Here is a 19,091-nt window from a genome sequence, read left to right as displayed (position 1 = left end):
CCGGTTGTGGTGTTGAGTCGGTTGCGGAACTCCACGGCGGTGAGGGAGTCGAATCCGAGGTCCTGGAAGCTTCGGTCGTGGGGGACCGTCTGCGTGTCGGGGAAGCCGAGGACCTGTGCGGCCTGGTCGCGGACCAGGTCGGTGAGCAGTTGTTCGCGGGCGGCGGGTGCGAGTGCGGCGAGTTGTTGCGCCAGACCGTCCACGGCGGCGCCGCTGTTGTGGGCGCTGCGTCGTGCCGGAGAACGCAACAGTCCCCGCAGCAGCGGTGGCGCGGCAGTGGCGCCGGTGAACGACGACAGTACGAAACGGGCCGGCACCAGATTGGCCCGTTCGGAACCCAGGCATGCCCTGAACAGCGCCAGGCCGTCCTCGGCGGACAACGGCGCGATGCCGGTGCGTTCGAGTCGCCGCAGGTCGGCCGCGTCGAGCTCACCCGCCATGCCGCCTTCCGCCCACAGGCCCCAGGCCAGGGAGGTGGCGGGCAGACCTTGTGCGCGGCGGTGTTCGGCGAGTGCGTCCAGGAAGGTGTTCGCCGCCGCGTAGTTGGCCTGACCGGCCGCGCCGAGGACGCCGGAGACGGACGAGAACAGTACGAAGGTGGTGAGGTCGAGTTCGCGGGTGAGTTCGTGGAGGTGCCAGGCGGCGTCGGCCTTCGGCCGCAGGACGGTGTCCAAACGGTCGGGTGTGAGGGCGGAGATCGTGGCGTCGTCGAGGACACCCGCGGCGTGGACGATGCCGGTGAGGGGGTGGTCGGCGGGGATGTCCGCGATCAGGCCGGCGAGGGCGTCACGGTCGGCGACGTCGCACGCGACGGCATCCACCCGGGCACCGTACTCGGCCAGTTCGGCGACCAGGTCCCGGGCACCGGGAGCGTCGGCGCCGCGCCGGCCGGCCAACAGCAGGTGCCGCACGCCGTGCTCGGCCACGAGGTGGCGGGCGACGAGAGCGCCCAGGCCACCGGTGCCGCCGGTGACCAGCACCGTGCCCTCCGCCGCGAACACCGGTTGCCCGCCGTCGGGGACGGTGGCCCTGGTCAGTCGCGGCACCCGCACCTCACCGGCGCGGACGGCGAGTTGCGGCTCACCGCCGGCCAGGGCCCGGCCGATGGCGCGTTCCGACGCGGGGTTCTCGTCCAGGTCCAACAGCACGAACCGATCGGGGTGTTCGGCCTGTGCGGCCCGCACCAGACCCCACACCGCCGCCTGTACCGGATCCGGGTCCCCGCCCTCGTCGATGACCACGGCACCACGCGTGACCACCACCAGGCGGGACGCGGCGAACCGCTCCTCCGCCACCCACTCCTGCACCGCAGCCAACACGCCACATGTCGCCCGCCGCAACGCACTCGGAACATCCCCGGCCGACTTCGACGCACCGGAGTCCGACACGGCCAGCACGACATGCCCGGGGACGTCCCCGGCCGCCGCCAACGCCGCCGAATCCGCGAACGACGCGGCCGCCGAACCGAAACCGTCACCCCCAAGCACCGCCCACGGCAGCCCGTCGCGGGGGTCAGCGGCGGCGGGCACGGCAGTCCAGTCGACCTGGAAGAGAGCGCCACCGATTGCCGCTCCCGCCACCCGCTCGGTGGATACCGGACGCAGCACCAGAGAGCCGATCTCGGCCACGGGTGCACCGGTGCCGTCCGCGAGGGCCAGGGCCACTCGGCCGCTGGTGCCCGTGGGCGTGACGCGCACGCGGAGCCCGGTGGCCCCGGTCGCGTGCAGGACCATGTGGTTCCAGGCGAACGGCAGATAGGGGCGTCCTGCCTCGTCCGGCAGGAAGTCGCCGAGCGCAATCGTGTGCAGGGCCGCGTCGAGGAGGGCGGGGTGGACGCCGAAGCGTGCCGCGTCGGCATGCGCCTGCTCGGGCAGGCCGACCTCCGCGAAGATCTCCTCGCCCACCCGCCATGCGGCGGTCAGACCCCGGAAGACCTCCCCGTACTCGATTCCCTTTCCGGCCAGTTCGTCGTAGAGCGTGTCGACCGGGATGAGCTGCGCGTTCTGCGGAGGCCACTGTGCGAGATCGAAGGACGACGTGGGCGCGGGGGGCGCAAGTACGCCCTCGGCGTGTGCGATCCAAGGCGCCGTGAGATTGCCGTCTTCGATACGTGAGTACACGGTCAACGGCCGCTTTCCGTCGGCGTCGGCCGTTCCGAGTACGAGTTGGAGCCGCATACCATCGTGCGCCGGCACCACGAGCGGAGCGTGAAGGGTCAACTCCTCCAGTACGGGGCTGCCGGTCTCGTCACCGGCCCGGATGGCGAGTTCGGCCAGTGCCGAGCCCGGGAGGATCACCGTGCCGTCGACCGTGTGGTCGACCAGCCACGGTTGGGCGGCCAGGGACAAACGCCCGCTGAAGACCACCGATTGCCCGTCCGCGACCTCCGTCGCGGCACTGAGCAACGGGTGATCGACGGTACCCAGACCGGCCCCGGCGACGTCACCGGTCGTGGCGGCGGATTCGAGCCAGTAGCGCTGACGCCGGAAGGCGTAGGTCGGCAGTTCCACGTGGCGGGTGGGGGTCGTCGCGAAGTGGGCCGTCCAGTCGACGGTCAGGCCTTGTGTGTGGAGGGTGGCGAGGGCTTCGAGGAGGGTGCGGGCTTCGTCGCGGTCCTTGCGGACGGCGGGGACCAGGACCGCGTCCTCGTCGGTGTCGAGAGTCTGCTTGGCCAGAGCGGTCAGGACGCCGTCCGGACCGATCTCGACGAACACCGACGCGCCCGCCGCGCGGGCGGCGGATACGGAGTCGCCGAACCGGACCGCGTGGCGCACGTGCTCCACCCAGTAGCCGGGGTCGGTGAGCACACCCTCCCCGGCGATCGTGCCGGTGACGTCCGAGACCACCGGGATGGTCGGCTCACGGTAGGCGAGCCCTTCGGCGACCCGCCGGAACTCCGCCAGCATCGGCTCCATGAGCGGCGAGTGGAACGCGTGTGACACCCGCAACCGGCGAACCCGCACTCCCCGCTCGGCCATCACCCGGCCGATGTCCTCCACGGCCGTTTCGGTACCGGAGACCACCACCGCCGATGGTGCATTGACCGCGGCGATCCCCACTTCGTCCTCACGACCCGCGAGCAGCGGCAGTACATCCGCCTCCGGCGCGGCAACCGCGAGCATCGCGCCGCCCGCCGGGAGGGCCTGCATCAACCGGGCCCGGGCCGCCACCAGGCGGCACGCGTCCTCCAGCGAGAACACCCCGGCCGCATGTGCGGCGGCAAGCTCGCCGATCGAATGCCCGACCAGCACATCAGCCACGACCCCGTAGGACGTCAACAGCCGGTAGAGCGCGACCTCGAACGCGAACAACGCCGGCTGCGTCATCCCCGTCTCGTCCAACAACCCGGCCTGTTCGCTGCCCGGCTCGGCGAACACCACCTCACGCACAGGATGCGCCAGCAACGGGTCAAGAACCGCACACACCTCGTCGAACGCAGCCGCGAACACCGGGAACCCGGCAGCAAGTTCCCGCCCCATCCCCAACCGCTGACTACCCTGACCCGCGAACAACAGGGCCAATTTCCCGCCGGCAGCGCTGCCCGTGACCACCCCGGCCACAGACGACCCGGCCGCCAACGCCGCCAAACCGGCCAGCAACTCATCCCGCCCGGCACCAACCACCACCGCACGCTGATCCATGACCGCCCGCGAGGAGACCAACGCCCCGCCGACCGCCGCGACATCCGCGTCCGTGCGGTCGGCGGTCCACTCCCGCAGTTGTCCCGCCTGAGCCGCCAGCCCCTCCGCATCGCGAGCGGACACCACCCACGGCACCAACGGCAACACCGCGCCGTCGGGCCCCTCGGCCTCGACTTCGGCAGCCGCGACCTCGACCACGTCTCCCTGCTCGACGACCACATGCGCGTTCGTCCCGCTCACACCGAACGACGAGACCGCCGCCCTGCGCACCCGAGAAACCTCCGGCCACTCCCGAGCCTCGGTCAGCAGCTCGACGGCTCCCGCCGACCAATCCACATGCGGCGACGGCGCGTCCACATGCAGCGTCTGCGGCAACACCCCGTGCCGCATGGCCATCACCATCTTGATGATCCCGCCGACACCCGCAGCCGCCTGCGTGTGCCCGATGTTCGACTTCAACGACCCCAGCCACAAAGGCCGTTCATCGGGTCGGCCCTGCCCGTACGTGGCGATCAACGCCTGCGCCTCGATCGGGTCACCGAGCGTCGTACCCGTGCCGTGCGCCTCGACCGCGTCCACATCCGACGCGCCCAACCCAGCGTTCGCCAACGCCTGCCGAATCACCCGTTCCTGCGACGGACCGTTCGGCGCCGTCAGCCCGTTGCTCGCCCCGTCCTGGTTGATCGCCGACCCGCGCACGACCGCCAACACCGGATGCCCGTTCCGCCGGGCATCCGACAGCCGCTCCACGAGCAGCATGCCCGCGCCCTCGCCCCACCCGGTGCCGTCCGCCGCCGCCGAGAACGCCTTGCAGCGCCCGTCCACCGACAACCCCCGCTGCCGCGAGAACTCCACGAAGACGTTGGGCGTGGCCATCACGGTCACACCGCCGGCCAGAGCGAGATCACACTCGCCCGACCGCAGCGCCTGTACCGCCCAGTGCAATGCGACCAGCGACGACGAGCACGCCGTGTCCACCGTCACCGCCGGACCCTCCAGCCCGAAGGTGTACGCCACCCGGCCCGACGCGATACTGCCCGCGCTGCCATTGATGACGAACCCTTCGAACCCTTCCGGGGCCTGCGGCAGACGCGAACCGTAGTCGTGGTACATCACCCCGGCGAAGACCCCGGTACGGCTGCCCCGCAGCCGTGCCGCGTCGATCCCGGCCCGCTCGATCGCCTCCCACGACGTCTCCAACAGCAGCCGCTGCTGGGGGTCCATGGCCGTGGCTTCCCGAGGTGAGATCCCGAAGAACCCGGGGTCGAAGCGATCGGCGTCGTGGAGGAAGCCGCCCTCGCGCGTGTAACTCGTCCCGGCATGCTCGGGGTCGGGGTCGTAGAGCCCGTCCACGTCCCAACCGCGGTTGGTCGGGAAGGTGGTGATGGCATCGTCGGCCCGGACCAGGAGTCGCCACAGGTCGTCGGGTGAGGCGATGTCACCGGGGTAGCGGCAGGCCATGCCGACGATGGCGATCGGCTCGTCGTGCACCGCTGTCCCGACGGAGGCGACCTGCTTCGACTCGGCGACCGTACCCGCGAGTCGGCCGCGGATATGCGTGGCCAGCGCGTCGGGGGTGGGGAAGTTGAACAGGAGTGTGGCGGGGAGACGGAGTCCGGTGGCGGTGTTCAGCCGGTTGCGCAGCTCCACGGAGCTGAGCGAGTCGAAACCCAACTCCTTGAAGGCGAGGGCCGTGTCGACCGCGTGGGACACGGCGTGCCCCAGCGTCAGCGCGACGTGCGTGCGGATGAGATCCAGGATCTCGCGTTCCTGCTCCTCGGCCGCCAGGCCACTCAACCGGTCCGTCAACGCGCCCGAGGTCGATGCCGACGGCGCCGCGTTGCCCGCCGTCGCGCGCCGTACGGGAGTCCTGACCAGGCCGCGGAAGACCGCCGGGATCTCGTCCTGCCCACGCAGCGCCGCCGTGTCGAGGCGGGCCGGTATCACCGACCCCGTGTCGAGCGAGAGCGCGGCGTCGAAGAGCGACATGCCCGCAGCCGCCGGGAGCGGCGCGACGCCGGTCCGGCCGAGGCGTGCCACGTCGACCCGGCTCAGCGAGCCGGCCATACCGCTGTCCAGGCCCCACAGACCCCAGGCCAGCGAGGTGGCGGGCAGGCCCTGCGCACGTCGATGCAGGGCGAGCGCGTCCAGGAATACGTTGGCGGCCGCGTAGTTGCCCTGGCCGGCGCTGCCCACCGTGCCGGCGATGGAGGAATACAGGACGAAGGCCGACAACCCGAGGTCCTTGGTGAGGTCGTGCAGGTGCCAGGCGGCATCCGCCTTCGGCCCGAAGACCCGGTCGATCCGCTCCGGGGAGAGCGACGACACGGCGCCGTCGTCCACGACGCCGGCCAGATGCACGACCGCCGTCAACGGCCGCGTGCTGGGGATCGACGCCAACAGCGCGGCGATTTGGTCCCGTTCGCGCAGATCGCAGGTCGCGAGTTCGACCTCCGCGCCGAGCGACTCCAGCTCCGCCACCAGGACGTCGGCACCCGTCGCGGCGGAGCCTCGGCGGCCGGCCGACAGCAGGTGTCGAACGCCGTGTTCGGCGACGAGATGACGCGCGAGCAGCCTGCCCAGCTCACCCGTCCCGCCGGTGAGCAGCACGGTGCCCTCCGGGTCCCAGGGCGTAGGCTCCGCGGTGTCGATCCGCTCCGGAATCACGGCGAGGCGGGGTACGTGCACGACGCCGCGACGCAAGGCCGCTTGAGACTCGCCGGTGGCGCAGGCCGCGAGGATCGCGGCCGTCGAGTCGGCGTGGCCGTCGGTGTCGAGGAGCGTGAACCGCCCCCCGTGCTCCGACTGCGCGGACCGAACCAGACCCCAGACGGGCGCGATCGACGGATCGGGCACGTCACCTTCGCCCGTCGCCACCGCCCCGGTGGTCACGAACACCAACCGGCAGGCGGCGAACCGCTCGTCCGAGAGCCATTCCTGAAGCAGGCGCAGCGCCGCGTAGGTGCCGCGCCGCGCCTCGCCGGGTACATCCGCGCCGTCCTCGACGGCAACGTCCGCTTCCGCCCGGACCTGCTCGGCCTGCCCGGTCCGGGGCAGCCGTACGAGCACCACGTCGGGCACATCCTCGCCCGCGCCGACGGCCTCGCGCAGAGCGGACAGGTCGGCGTAGGAGGCGGTGAGATCCGCCGGGTCCGATGCCGGACCGGCTCCGAGGACGACGACTCGCCCCGGTCCCGCCGCTTCCGCGACGGCCGTCGGCGGCAGGACCTTCCACTCCACTCCGAAGAGCGAGCCACTCGACCGGTCCGCCACCGCGGCGGCCAGCTGTTCCGCGGACGCGGTCCTGACTCCGAGCGACCGTACGGAGGCGACCGGCAGCCCGAACGGATCCGCGACGTCCACGGACACCTCGTCCGGCCCCACGGACGCCATCCGCACCCGCAGCGAGGTGGCGCCCACCGCGGCCAACGAGACTCCGGACCAGGCGAACGGCAGGAAGGGACGGCCGTCCTCGGACTTCGGCAGCACGACCCCGAGCGTGACCGCGTGCAGGGCCGCGTCGAGGAGGGCGGGGTGGATGCCGAAGCGTGCGGCGTCGGCGTGCGCCGATTCGGGGAGGGCGATCTCGGCATAGACCTCGTCACCGGCGCGCCAGGCGGTGGTCAGGCCCCGGAAGACCTCGCCGTACGCCAGACCCGTCCCGGCCAGTTCCTCGTACAGCCCCTCCACCGGGATCGGCCGCGCGCCGAGCGGTGGCCACTGGGTCAGGTCGTACGGCGTCGCCGTCGCGGCGGGCGCCAGCACGCCCTGGGCGTGCCGCAGCCAGCTCGAAGCCTCCTGCACCCGCGAGTACACGCCGATCCCGCGCAGCCCTGCGTTGTCGGGGCCGCCCACCAGGACCTGGAGCTGAACGGACCGGTCCGGCGGGAGGAGAAGGGGAGCCTCCAGCGTCAGTTCGGCCACCGTGTCGCAGTCGTCGGTCTGCGCCGCGGCTTCCAGCGCCAGCTCGACGAGGGCCGTGCCCGGCAGCAGCACGTTTCCGAGGATGTTGTGGTCGGCGAGCCAGGGGTGGGTGTCGAGGGAGAGCCGTCCGGTGAGGGTGAGTTGGTCGGTGCCCGGGGAGGGGATGGCGGCGGTGAGGAGGGGGTGGTCGATGGGGGTGAGTCCGGCGGTGGTGACGTCGCCGGTGGTGGTTCCCGATTCGAGCCAGTAACGCTGACGTCGGAAGGCGTAGGTCGGCAGTTCCACGTGGCGGGCGGGGGTCGTCGCGAAGTGGGCCGTCCAGTCGACGGTCAGGCCCTGCGTGTGGACGGTGGCGAGGGCTTCGAGGAGGGTGCGGGCTTCGTCGCGGTCCTTGCGGACGGCGGGGACCAGGATCGCGTTCTCGTCGGTGTCGAGGGTCTGGCGGGCGAGGGCGGTGAGGACGCCGTCGGGGCCGATCTCGACGAACACCGACGCGCCGGCCGTGCGGGCGGTGGTGACGGAGTCGGCGAACCGGACCGCGTGGCGAACGTGCCGGACCCAGTAGCCGGGGTCGGTGAGCACACCCTCCCCGGCGAGCGTGCCGGTGACGTCCGAGACCACCGGGATGGTCGGCTCACGGTAGGCGAGCCCTTCGGCCACCTGCCGGAACTCCGCCAGCATCGGCTCCATCAACGGCGAGTGGAACGCGTGCGAGACCCGCAACCGGCGGACCCGCACCCCTTGGTCGGCCATCACCCGGCCGATGTCGTCGACGGCCGTTTCGGTGCCGGAGACCACCACCGCCGACGGTGCATTGACCGCAGCGACGCCGACCTCGTCCTCACGACCCGCGAGCAACGGCAGTACATCCGCCTCGGGCGCGGCGACCGCGAGCATCGCGCCGCCCGCCGGGAGGGCCTGCATCAACCGGGCCCGGGCCGCCACCAGACGGCACGCGTCCTCCAGCGAGAACACCCCGGCCACATGCGCGGCGGCAAGCTCACCGATCGAATGCCCGACCAGTACATCCGCCGTGACGCCGTACGAGACGAGCAGCCGGTACAGCGCGACCTCGAACGCGAACAACGCCGGCTGCGTCATCCCCGTCTCGTTCAGCAACCCGGCCCGTTCGCTGCCCGGCTCGGCGAACACCACCTCGCGGACCGGACGCTCCAGCAACGGATCCAGAACCGCACACACCTCATCGAAGGCAGCCGCGAACACCGGGTACCCGGCGGCAAGTTGGCGCCCCATCCCGAGCCGCTGGCTACCCTGCCCCGCGAACAACAGGGCCAACTTCCCGCCGGCAGCGCTGCCCGTGACCACCCCGGGCGCAGACGACCCGGCCGCCAACGCCGCCAACCCGGCCAGCAACTCGTCCCGCCCGGCACCAACCACCACCGCACGCTCGTCGTGCAGCGCCCGCGAGGACACCAACGCGCCACCCACCGCAGCAAGGTCAACGCGCGCGTCGCGAGCCACCCACTCCCGCAGCCGCCCCGCCTGACCGGCCAGCGCCTCCGCATTCCGCGCCGAGATCACCCACGGCACCAACGGCGGCACCACGCCGTCGACCTCTTCGGCCGCAGCCTCGACCAACTCGCCCTGCTCGACGACCACATGCGCGTTCGTCCCGCTGAACCCGAACGACGAGACCGCCGCCCGCCGAGGCCGATCGACCTCCGGCCACTCCCGGGCCTCGGTCAACAGCTCGACGGCCCCGGCGGACCAGTCCACATGCGGCGACGGCGCGTCCACGTGCAGCGTCCGCGGCAACATCCCGTGCCGCATCGCCATCACCATCTTGATGACGCCACCCACACCCGCAGCCGCCTGCGCATGCCCGATGTTCGACTTCAACGACCCCAACCACAACGGCCGATCCGCCGGGCGCCCCTGGCCATACGTGGCGATCAGCGCCTGCGCCTCGATCGGGTCACCCAACGTCGTGCCCGTGCCATGCGCCTCGACCACGTCCACATCCGACGCACCCAGCCCGGCATTCGCGAGCGCCTGCCGAATCACCCGCTGCTGCGAGGGCCCGTTCGGCGCCGTCAGACCATTACTCGCACCGTCCTGATTGATCGCCGACCCACGCACGACCGCCAACACCGGATGCCCGTTCCGCCGGGCATCCGACAGCCGCTCCACCAGCAGCATGCCCACACCCTCGCCCCACCCGGTGCCATCCGCCGCCGCAGCAAACGCCTTGCAACGCCCATCCACCGACAGCCCCCGCTGCCGCGAGAACTCGATGAACGTCCCCGGCGTCGCCATCACCATCGCCCCGCCGGCCAGCGCCATGTCGCACTCGCCCGACCGCAACGCCTGCACCGCCAGGTGCAGCGCGACCAGGGACGACGAACACGCCGTATCGACCGTCACCGCCGGGCCCTCGAGTCCGAGGGTGTACGCCACCCGACCCGAGGCGATGCTCGCCGAGCCGCCCGTGAGGAGGTACCCCTCCACGTTTTCCGGAGCCTCGTGCCGACGTGGGCCGTAGTCCTGCGGAGCGATGCCCGCGAAGACGCCGGTGCGGCTTCCGTGCAGCCGGGCCGCGTCGATCCCGGCCCGTTCGATCGCCTCCCACGACGTCTCCAGCAACAACCGCTGCTGCGGATCCATCGCCAACGCCTCACGCGGCGAAATACCGAAGAAACCCGGATCGAAATCCCCGGCCTCGTACAGGAATCCGCCATGCCGGGCATACGACGTCCCCCGACCGTCCGGATCAGGGTCGTACAACCGCCCCAGATCCCACCCACGATCCACCGGGAACTCCCCGATCACATCGGCACCCGACGCCACCAGATCCCACAACCCCTCCGGCGACACCACCCCACCCGGATACCGACACGCCATACCCACAATCGCGATCGGCTCGTCGAGGACGGCGGCCGAAACCGCGCGCACTCCCGCCTCGGCCGACGCCTGCGCATCACCTCCCGGACCCCGCAACTCCGTACGAAGGTAGGCACCCAGGGCCTGCGGCGACGGATAGTCGTAGAGGAGCGAGCTGGGCAGGCTCAGGCCGGTCGCGGCGACCAGACGATTACGGAGTTCCACGGCCGTCAGGGAGTCGAATCCCGCGTCTTTGAACGCCTTCCCGGCACCGATCAGGCCGGGCCCGACGTGTCCCAGCACCAGCGCCGCCTGGCTGTTCACCAGGTCGAGGAGCGTGTGCTCCTGCTCCTCGGGGGTCATCCCGAGCAGGCGCCGGGCCAGGGGCGCGGCAGCGGACGCGGCGCCGGCGTCGCCGACCGTACGCCGGGTGGACGGCGTACGCACCATGCCACGCAGCAGCGCGGGTACCGCGCCGCCCCCGGCTCCGGCCTTCGCAGGGTTCAGCCGGGCCGGTACGGTCAGCGCGGCATTCTGCGCCAGCGCCGTGTCGAAGAGCGCGAGTCCGGTCTCCTGCGGCAGCGGGGCGATGCCCAGGCGCGTCCACCGGGCCAGGGCGGTCGCGTCGAGCGTGCCCGCCATGCCGCCGGCGGAGTCCTCCCACAGACCCCACGCCAGAGAGGTGGCGGGCAACCCGAGGGCCCTGCGGTGCGCGGCGAGGCCGTCCAGGAAGGCGTTGGCAGCCGCGTAGTTCGCCTGGCCGGCGCTGCCCAGCGTCGCGGCCACGGACGAGAACAGCACGAAGGCCGTCAGATCCAGATCCCGGGTCAGCTCGTGCAGCAACCAGGCCGCGTCGGCCTTGGGCCGCCACACCGTATCCAGCCGCTCCGGTGTCAGGGCGGAGACGATGCCGTCGTCCAGGACACCGGCGGCGTGTACGACGCCCGTCAGCGGACGATCGTCGGGAACGGCGGCGATCAGCCGGGCGAGGGAGTCACGGTCGGCGACATCACACGCGACCGTTTCCACGTGCGCACCGAATTCGGCCAGCTCGGCGACGAGTTCGGCCGCTCCGGCGGCGTCGGGCCCGCGGCGGCCGGCCAACACGAGGTGGCGTACACCGTGTTCGGTGACGAGACGGCGTGCGACGAGCCGGCCCAGCGTGCCCGTGGCGCCGGTGATCAGAACGGTGCCGTCCGCGTTCCACGGCCCGGCGGACACCTCCGCCGGGGCATCCCGCCTCGTCAGCCTGGGGACTCGGATCACGCCGCCCCGTACGGCCACCTGCGGTTCGGCGGAGGCGAGAGCTGCGGAAACGGCCCGCACGAAACTCTCGTCCCCGACCTGGCCCTCGTCCGGATCCACGTCCAACAGCACGAACCGGTCCGGATGTTCCGTCTGCACGGAGCGGACCAGGCCCCAGACCGCCGAACCGGCCGTGGCCGAGGCCGCGCCGACCACGTCGACCGCCGCTCCCCGGGTGACCAGGACGAGCCGGGACGCGGTGAACCGGTCGGCCGCGAGCCACTCCTGCACCGTCGACAACACACCCTGCACGCAGGTACGCGCATGCGACACGACGTCGTCCGCCGCAACGCCGACGGCACAGGGCAGCAGCACGAACTCGGGCGCGGACACCCCGTCGGCGAGCGCCCGGTCCAACTCGGCCAGGCTCGTGTACGTGCGCGTGGGCGGCCAAGCCTCCGACGGGTCCGCGACGATCACGGTCCGGTCCGAAACCGAGGTGCCGCGGTCGCCGGTCACCGGCACGGTGACCCAGTCGACATCGAACAATTCGCCGAGGTCGGCGGACCGCCGAGCCGAGACACGGTCCCGTGGCATCGTGCCGACGGTCACGGACTCCACCGTCGCCACCGGAGCCCCGGTGTGATCGGCGATGTACAGGTGCACGTCGCCGGAGGCCGTCTGCGCGACGCGCGCGCTCAGGCGTGCCGCGCCGGTGGCGTGGAGCGTCGCACCCTTCCAGGCGACGGGCAGGAGCACCGAGTCGGCGTTCGCGGCGGAGGAGAGATGTTCCGCCTGGTGCGCGTGCAGTACGGCGTCGAGCAGAAGGGGGTGCAGGCCGAACGCTTCCCGTGAGGACAGCAGTTCCTCGGGCAGCTCCACCTCGACGAACGTCTCGCTCCCACGCCGCCTGATCTCCTGCAGTACGGGATACAGCGGACCGCTCTCGTAGCCGAGATCCGCCAAGCGCTCGTACACGCTCTCCACCGGAATGTGCACCGCATCGACGGGCGGCCGGCCGACCGGCTCGGCGGGAGGCTCCGGCTGCGCGGTGGTGAGAACCCCGGAGGCATGCAGCGTCCAGCCGGACGAGGCGGGCTCGTTCGCGTTACGGGTGTGGATACCGAGTACGGACCGCCCGGAACCGTCCGGCCTGGTCACCGAAACCTGGAGCTGCAGGGCATCCCCGGGCGCGTCGGTCGGGGTGATCGGAGCGGCGAGCGTCAGCTCCTCGATATGCCCACAGCCCACCTCGTCCCCGGCTCGCAGGGCCAGTTCCACGAGGACGGCACCGGACAGCAGGACGGCCGCTGGCACGGAAGGCGGAGTCGGCCAGGGGAGGGAGGCGGCGGACAGACGCCCGCTGAGAATCACGGAACCGTCGGCGACTTCGGTCGCGGCGGTGAGGAGGGGGTGGTCGATGGGGGTGAGCCCGGCGGTGGTGACGTCGCCGGTGGTGGTTCCCGATTCGAGCCAGTAGCGCCGACGCCGGAAGGCGTAGGTGGGGAGGTCGAGGTGTCGGGTGGGGGTGCCGGTGAAGTATGTGCCCCAGTCGACGGTCTGGCCTTGTGTGTGGAGGGTGGCGAGGGCTTCGAGGAGGGTGCGGGTCTCCTCCCGGTCCTTACGGACGGCGGGCACCAGGACCGCGTTCTCGTCGGTGTCGAGGATCTGGCGGGCGAGGGCGGTCAGGACGCCGTCGGGGCCGATTTCGACGAACACCGACGCGCCGACCGCGCGGGCGGCGGTGACGGAGTCGGCGAACCGGACCGCGTGGCGGACGTGCCGGACCCAGTAGCCGGGGTCGGTGAGCAGACCTTCCACCGCCACTTCACCGGTGACGTCGGAGACCACCGGGACGGTCGGCTCACGGTAGACAAGCCCCTCGGCGACCCGCCGGAACTCGTCCAGCATCGGGTCCATGAGCGGCGAGTGGAACGCGTGCGACACCCGCAACCTGCGGACACGCACTCCCCGCTCGGCCATCACCCGGCCGATGTCGTCGACGGCCGTTTCGGTGCCGGAGACCACCACCGCCGTGGGCGCGTTGACCGCAGCGATACCGACCTCGTCCTCACGGCCGACAAGCAGCGGCAACACATCCGCCTCGGGCGCGGCAACCGCGAGCATCGCCCCACCGGCAGGCAGGGCCTGCATCAAGCGGGCCCGGGCGGCCACCAGGCGGCACGCGTCCTCCAACGAGAACACCCCGGCCACATGCGCGGCAGCAAGCTCGCCGATCGAATGCCCGACCAACACATCAGCCGTGACGCCGTACGAGACCAGCAGCCGGTACAGCGCGACCTCGAACGCGAACAACGCCGGCTGCGTCACCCCCGTCTCGTCCAACAACCGCGCTTCCGCCGAGCCCGGCTCGGCGAACACCACCTCACGCACAGGATGCGCCAGCAGCGGATCCAGAACCGCACACACCTCATCGAACGCAGCCGCGAACACCGAAAACCCGACGGCAAGTTCCCGCCCCATCCCCAGCCGCTGGCTACCCTGCCCCGCGAACAACAGCGCCAACTTCCCGCCGCTGCCACCGCCCGTGACCACCCCGGCCGCAGACGACCCGGCCGCCAACGCCCCCAACCCGGCCAGCAACTCGTCCCGCCCGGCACCAACCACGACCGCACGCTCGTCCAACACCGCACGACCATCGACCAACGCCCGACCCACCACCGCAACGCCCAGGCCCGGGGCGCCCACAGCCCACTCCCGCAACCGCCCCGCCTGATCGGCCAACGCCTCCGCATTCCGCGCCGAGATCACCCACGGCACCAACGGCGGCACCACACCGTCGGACCCCTCGGCCTCGACTTCGGCAGCCGCGACCTCGACGACCTCACCCTGCTCGACGACCACATGCGCGTTCGTCCCGCTGATCCCGAACGAGGAGACCGCCGCCCGCCGAGGCCGATCGACCTCCGGCCACTCCCGGGCCTCGGTCAACAGCTCGACGGCCCCGGCAGACCAGTTCACGTGCGGCGACGGCGCATCGACATGCAGCGTCTGCGGCAACACCCCGTGCCGCATGGCCATCACCATCTTGATGATCCCGCCGACACCCGCAGCCGCCTGCGCGTGCCCGATGTTCGACTTCAACGACCCCAACCAAAGCGGCCGTTCCTCGGGCCGGCCCTCCCCGTATGCCGCGATTAGCGCCTGCGCCTCGATCGGGTCGCCCAGCATCGTGCCCGTGCCGTGTGCCTCGACCGCGTCCACGTCCGACGCGCCCAACCCCGCATTCGCCAACGCCTGCCGGATCACCCGTTCCTGCGAGGGGCCGTTCGGCGCCGTCAGCCCGTTGCTCGCCCCGTCCTGGTTGATCGCCGAGCCGCGCACGACCGCCAGCACCCGATGCCCGTTCCGGCGAGCGTCCGACAGCCGCTCGACGAGCAGCATGCCCACACCCTCGCCCCACCCGGTGCCATCCGCAGCCGCCGAGAACGCCTTGCAGCGCCCGTCCGGCGACAGTCCCCGCTGCCGCGAGAACTCGATGAACATGCCCGGAGAGGCCATGACGGTGGCCCCACCGGCGAGCGCCATGTCGCACTCACCCGACCGCAGCGCCTGTACCGCCCAGTGCAACGCGACCAGCGACGACGAGCACGCCGTGTCCACCGTCACCGCCGGACCCTCGAACCCGAACGTGTACGACACTCGACCCGAGGCAACGCTGACCGAGTTGCCGGTCAACGCGTAACCTTCCGCCGCCTCCGTGGGCTCGTGCAGCCGTGGCCCGTAGTCCTGCGACATCACCCCGGCGAAGACCCCGGTACGGCTGCCCCGCAGTCCGGCCGGATCCAGACCCGCCCGCTCGATCGCCTCCCACGACGTCTCCAGCAACAACCGCTGCTGCGGATCCATCGCCAACGCCTCACGCGGCGAAATACCGAAGAAACCCGGATCGAAATCCCCGGCCTCGTACAGGAATCCGCCATGCCGGGCATACGACGTCCCCCGACCGTCCGGATCAGGGTCGTACAACCGCCCCAGATCCCACCCACGATCCACCGGGAACTCCCCGATCACATCGGCACCCGACGCCACCAGATCCCACAACCCCTCCGGCGACACCACCCCACCCGGATACCGACACGCCATACCCACAATCGCGATCGGCTCGTCGTCCGCCGCCCGGACCGGGGTGACGGCGGCCGACTCGACGCCGACACCGGTGAGTTGCTTCCGCAGATGTGTGGCGAGGGAGCGTGGTGTGGGGAAGTTGAAGAGGAGTGTGGCGGGGAGCCGGAGGCCGGTCGTCGTGTCGAGCCGGTTGCCGAGTTCGACGGCGCTGAGGGAGTCGAAGCCGAGTTCCTTGAACGCGAGCGTGGTGTCCACGGTCCGGGAGGTGGCGTACCCCAGCGTCAGGGCCGTCTGGGCGCAGATGAGATCAAGCAGCTCACGTTCCTGCTCCTCGACCGGCAGACGGCTCAACCGGCCCGCCAGGGAGACCTTTTCGGTGCCCGGGGCACCGGCGCCGGCACCGGCACCGGCACCCTCGACCTCCTCCGGAGCCGACGACCTGCGCCTCGCCGGCTCGGCCGTGGCAGCGGAGGCAGTCGAACCAGACCCAGACCCAGACCCAGACCCAGACCCCGATCCCGACCCCGCATCCACGTCCGGAAGCCAGTACCGATCCCGCTGGAACGCATACGTGGGCAACTTGACGCGCCGCGTGCCGGACCCGGCGTACACCCCGTCCCAGGCCACGCCGGTGCCCCGTACGTACAACCTCGCCAACGCCTGCCGGACGGTGCGGGGTTCGGAGCGCCCGTCGCGCAGCGCGGCGACGAAGTCGGTGTCGGCGCCGGCCTCCGTGGTCGTGTCCAGGCACTGCCGCGCCAAGGCCGTCAGTACCGAACCGGGGCCGATTTCCACGAAACCGGTGATCCCCTCGGCGGCCAGTGACCCGATGCCGTCGCCGAACCGCACGGCTTCGCGCACGTGGCGCACCCAGTGTTCGGGGGAGCACAACTGCTCACCGGTCGCCGGAGCGCCGGTGAGGTTCGAGACGATCGGAAGGGTGGGTTCGTGGTACGTCAGCCCTTCGGCGACCCGCCGGAACTCGTCGAGCATCGGCTCCATCAACGGCGAGTGGAAGGCGTGGGAGACCTGTAGCCGGTGAACCTTGCGGCCGAGGGCGCGGAAGGCTTCGGCGATCTCCTCGACCCGGTGCCGTGCCCCGGAAACGACCGTGGACGTCGGGCCGTTGACGGCGGCGATGGCGACGGCGGTCGACTCCTCCCCGTCGAGCCAGGGGAGGACCTCCGCCTCCGTGGCCTCCAGGGCGATCATCGCGCCACCCTCGGGAAGGCTCTGCATCAGACGACCGCGCGCCGCGACGAGGGCGCAGGCGTCCGGGAGGTCGAGCACTCCGGCGACATGAGCTGCGGAGATCTCGCCGATGGAGTGTCCGATCAGGTGGTCGGGGCGTACGCCCCAGCTCTCGTAGAGGCGGGTGAGCGCGACCTCGAAGGCGAAGAGCGCGGGCTGCGCGAAGGCCGTCCGGTGGAGCAACTGCGCCTCGGGGGTGCCGTCGGCGCCGAACATCACCTCGCGCAGTGGGACGAAGGGTTCGCCGGCGGTGGAGCCGGCAGCGGCGGCGGACGCGGACGCGATCTCGTCGAACGTCGTGGCGATCCCGTTCAGGGCGTCGGCGAACACGGGATACGCGGCGGACAACTCGCGTCCCATACCCGGTCGTTGGCTGCCCTGACCCGAGTAGAGGAAGGCGATGCGCGCCGGCCCGGTGCCCGGTGCCCGTCCGGTGATCGTCTCGCCCGAGGGCTCACCCCGGGACAGCCGGTCCAGGGCGTCCGCGGCCTGCTCGACGGTGTCGACGACGACGGCGGCCCGGTGCGCGAAGGTCTCGCGTGTGGTGGCCAGTGAGCGGGCGGTGTCGACCAGGTGGGCGCGGGAGTCGCCGGGTGTGGCGACGTCGGCGAGCAGATGATCCCGCAGCCGTGCCGCCTGCCCGCGCAGCGCGGCCTCGCTGTGCGCGGTGACGGGCAGGATCACCGGCCCCTCGCGCCCGTCGACGGCAGCCGCTGCCGCGGCTTCCGCCTCGTCCGCCTCGCCCGACCCGTTCGCCTGGTCCGCCCTATCCGCCTCGTCCGCCTCGAACCCGACCAGTACGACATGGCAGTTGGTGCCACCCATGCCGAAGGAGCTGACCCCGGCCAGCGGCGGTACATCCGTACGCGGCCACGGGCTCAGCCCGGTGTTCACCCGCAGGTTCAGCTCGTCCAACGGGATCCGCGGATTGGGCGTCTCGAAGTTCAGCGACGCCGGGAGCCGGCGGTGGTGGATGCTCAGCGCGGTCTTGAGCAGACCGACGATGCCCGCGGCGCCCTCCAGATGGCCGACGTTCGTCTTGGCGGAGCCGACCAGCAGCGGCGAGCCGGGCTTCTTCGCGGAACCGATGGCGGCGCCGAGGGCGCCGGCCTCGATCGGGTCGCCGATCCGGGTGCCCGTGCCGTGCAGTTCCACGTACTGGACGTCGGCCGGGTCCACGCCCGCCCGCCGGCAGGCCAGTCGTACGACCTCTTCCTGCGCGTTCCGGTCCGGGACCGTGAGCCCCTCGGCGGCCCCGTCGTTGTTCACGGCGCTGCCCGCGATCACGCAGTACACCCGGTCGCCGTCGGCCAGGGCGCGGGCAAGTGGCTTGAGGACCACCACGGCGCCGCCCTCGCCGCGGACGTAGCCGTTGGCCCGGGCGTCGAAGGTGAAGCACCTGCCGTCCGGGGAGAGTCCGCCGAACTTCGCGGCGGCGACGGTGCCTTCCGGGGTGAGGTTGAGGTTGACGCCGGCGACGATGGCGAGGTCGGACTCGTCGTCGCGCAGGCTCCGGCAGGCCATGTGCACGGCGGTCAGCGAGGCGGACTGCGCGGAGTCGACCGTCAGGCTGGGGCCGCGGAGCCCGAGCGCGTAGGAGACCCGGTTGGCGAGCAGTGCCCGGCTCAGGCCGGTGAGACTGTGCCGCGTCACCGCTTCGGGGCCGTTGCCCTGGAGCAGGGCCGCGTAGTCGCCGGCCATCGCCCCGACGAACACGCCCGCGGCGGACCGGCGCAGGCTGCCGGGGACGATTCCGGCGTCCTCGAGCGCCTCCCAGCTCAGTTCCATGACGAGCCGCTGCTGCGGATCCATCATCGCGGCCTCGTTCGGCGGGATTCCGAAGAATCCCGCGTCGAATTCGGTGATGCCGTCGATGAAACCGCCGTGCCGGATGTTCGCCCGGCCGGGGGCGGCGGAATCCTCGTCGAAGAAGTCGTACGAGTCCCATCGGCCCGCGGGCACTTCCGTGATGGCATCCCGGCCATCCGCGAGAAGTCGCCAGAAGGATTCCGGATCCTTGGCTTGGGGGAGCCGACACGCCAGACCGACGATCGCCACCGCGTCTTCGGAAACATTACGAGAGGGGACTTCGAGGAACAT

The 19,091-nt window shown here is 71.6% G+C and carries 1 protein-coding gene (running past one end of the window); it reads right to left on the bottom strand.

All coding sequences use genetic code 11. The features are described 5' to 3' along the window. Window positions 1–19,091, bottom strand: the 5' portion of a protein-coding gene (locus EMA17_RS54875) for a type I polyketide synthase (protein WP_246127278.1). It extends 15,940 nt beyond the left edge of the window; the window shows 19,091 of its 35,031 coding nt (coding positions 1–19,091); its start codon is at window positions 19,089–19,091; the stop codon falls past the left edge of the window.

This window comes from Embleya hyalina, from assembly GCF_003967355.1.
Classification (GTDB): Bacteria; Actinomycetota; Actinomycetes; order Streptomycetales; family Streptomycetaceae; genus Embleya; species Embleya hyalina.
Note: the sequence above shows the minus strand (reverse complement) of the source record. Positions and strands in the feature narration are given on the sequence as shown.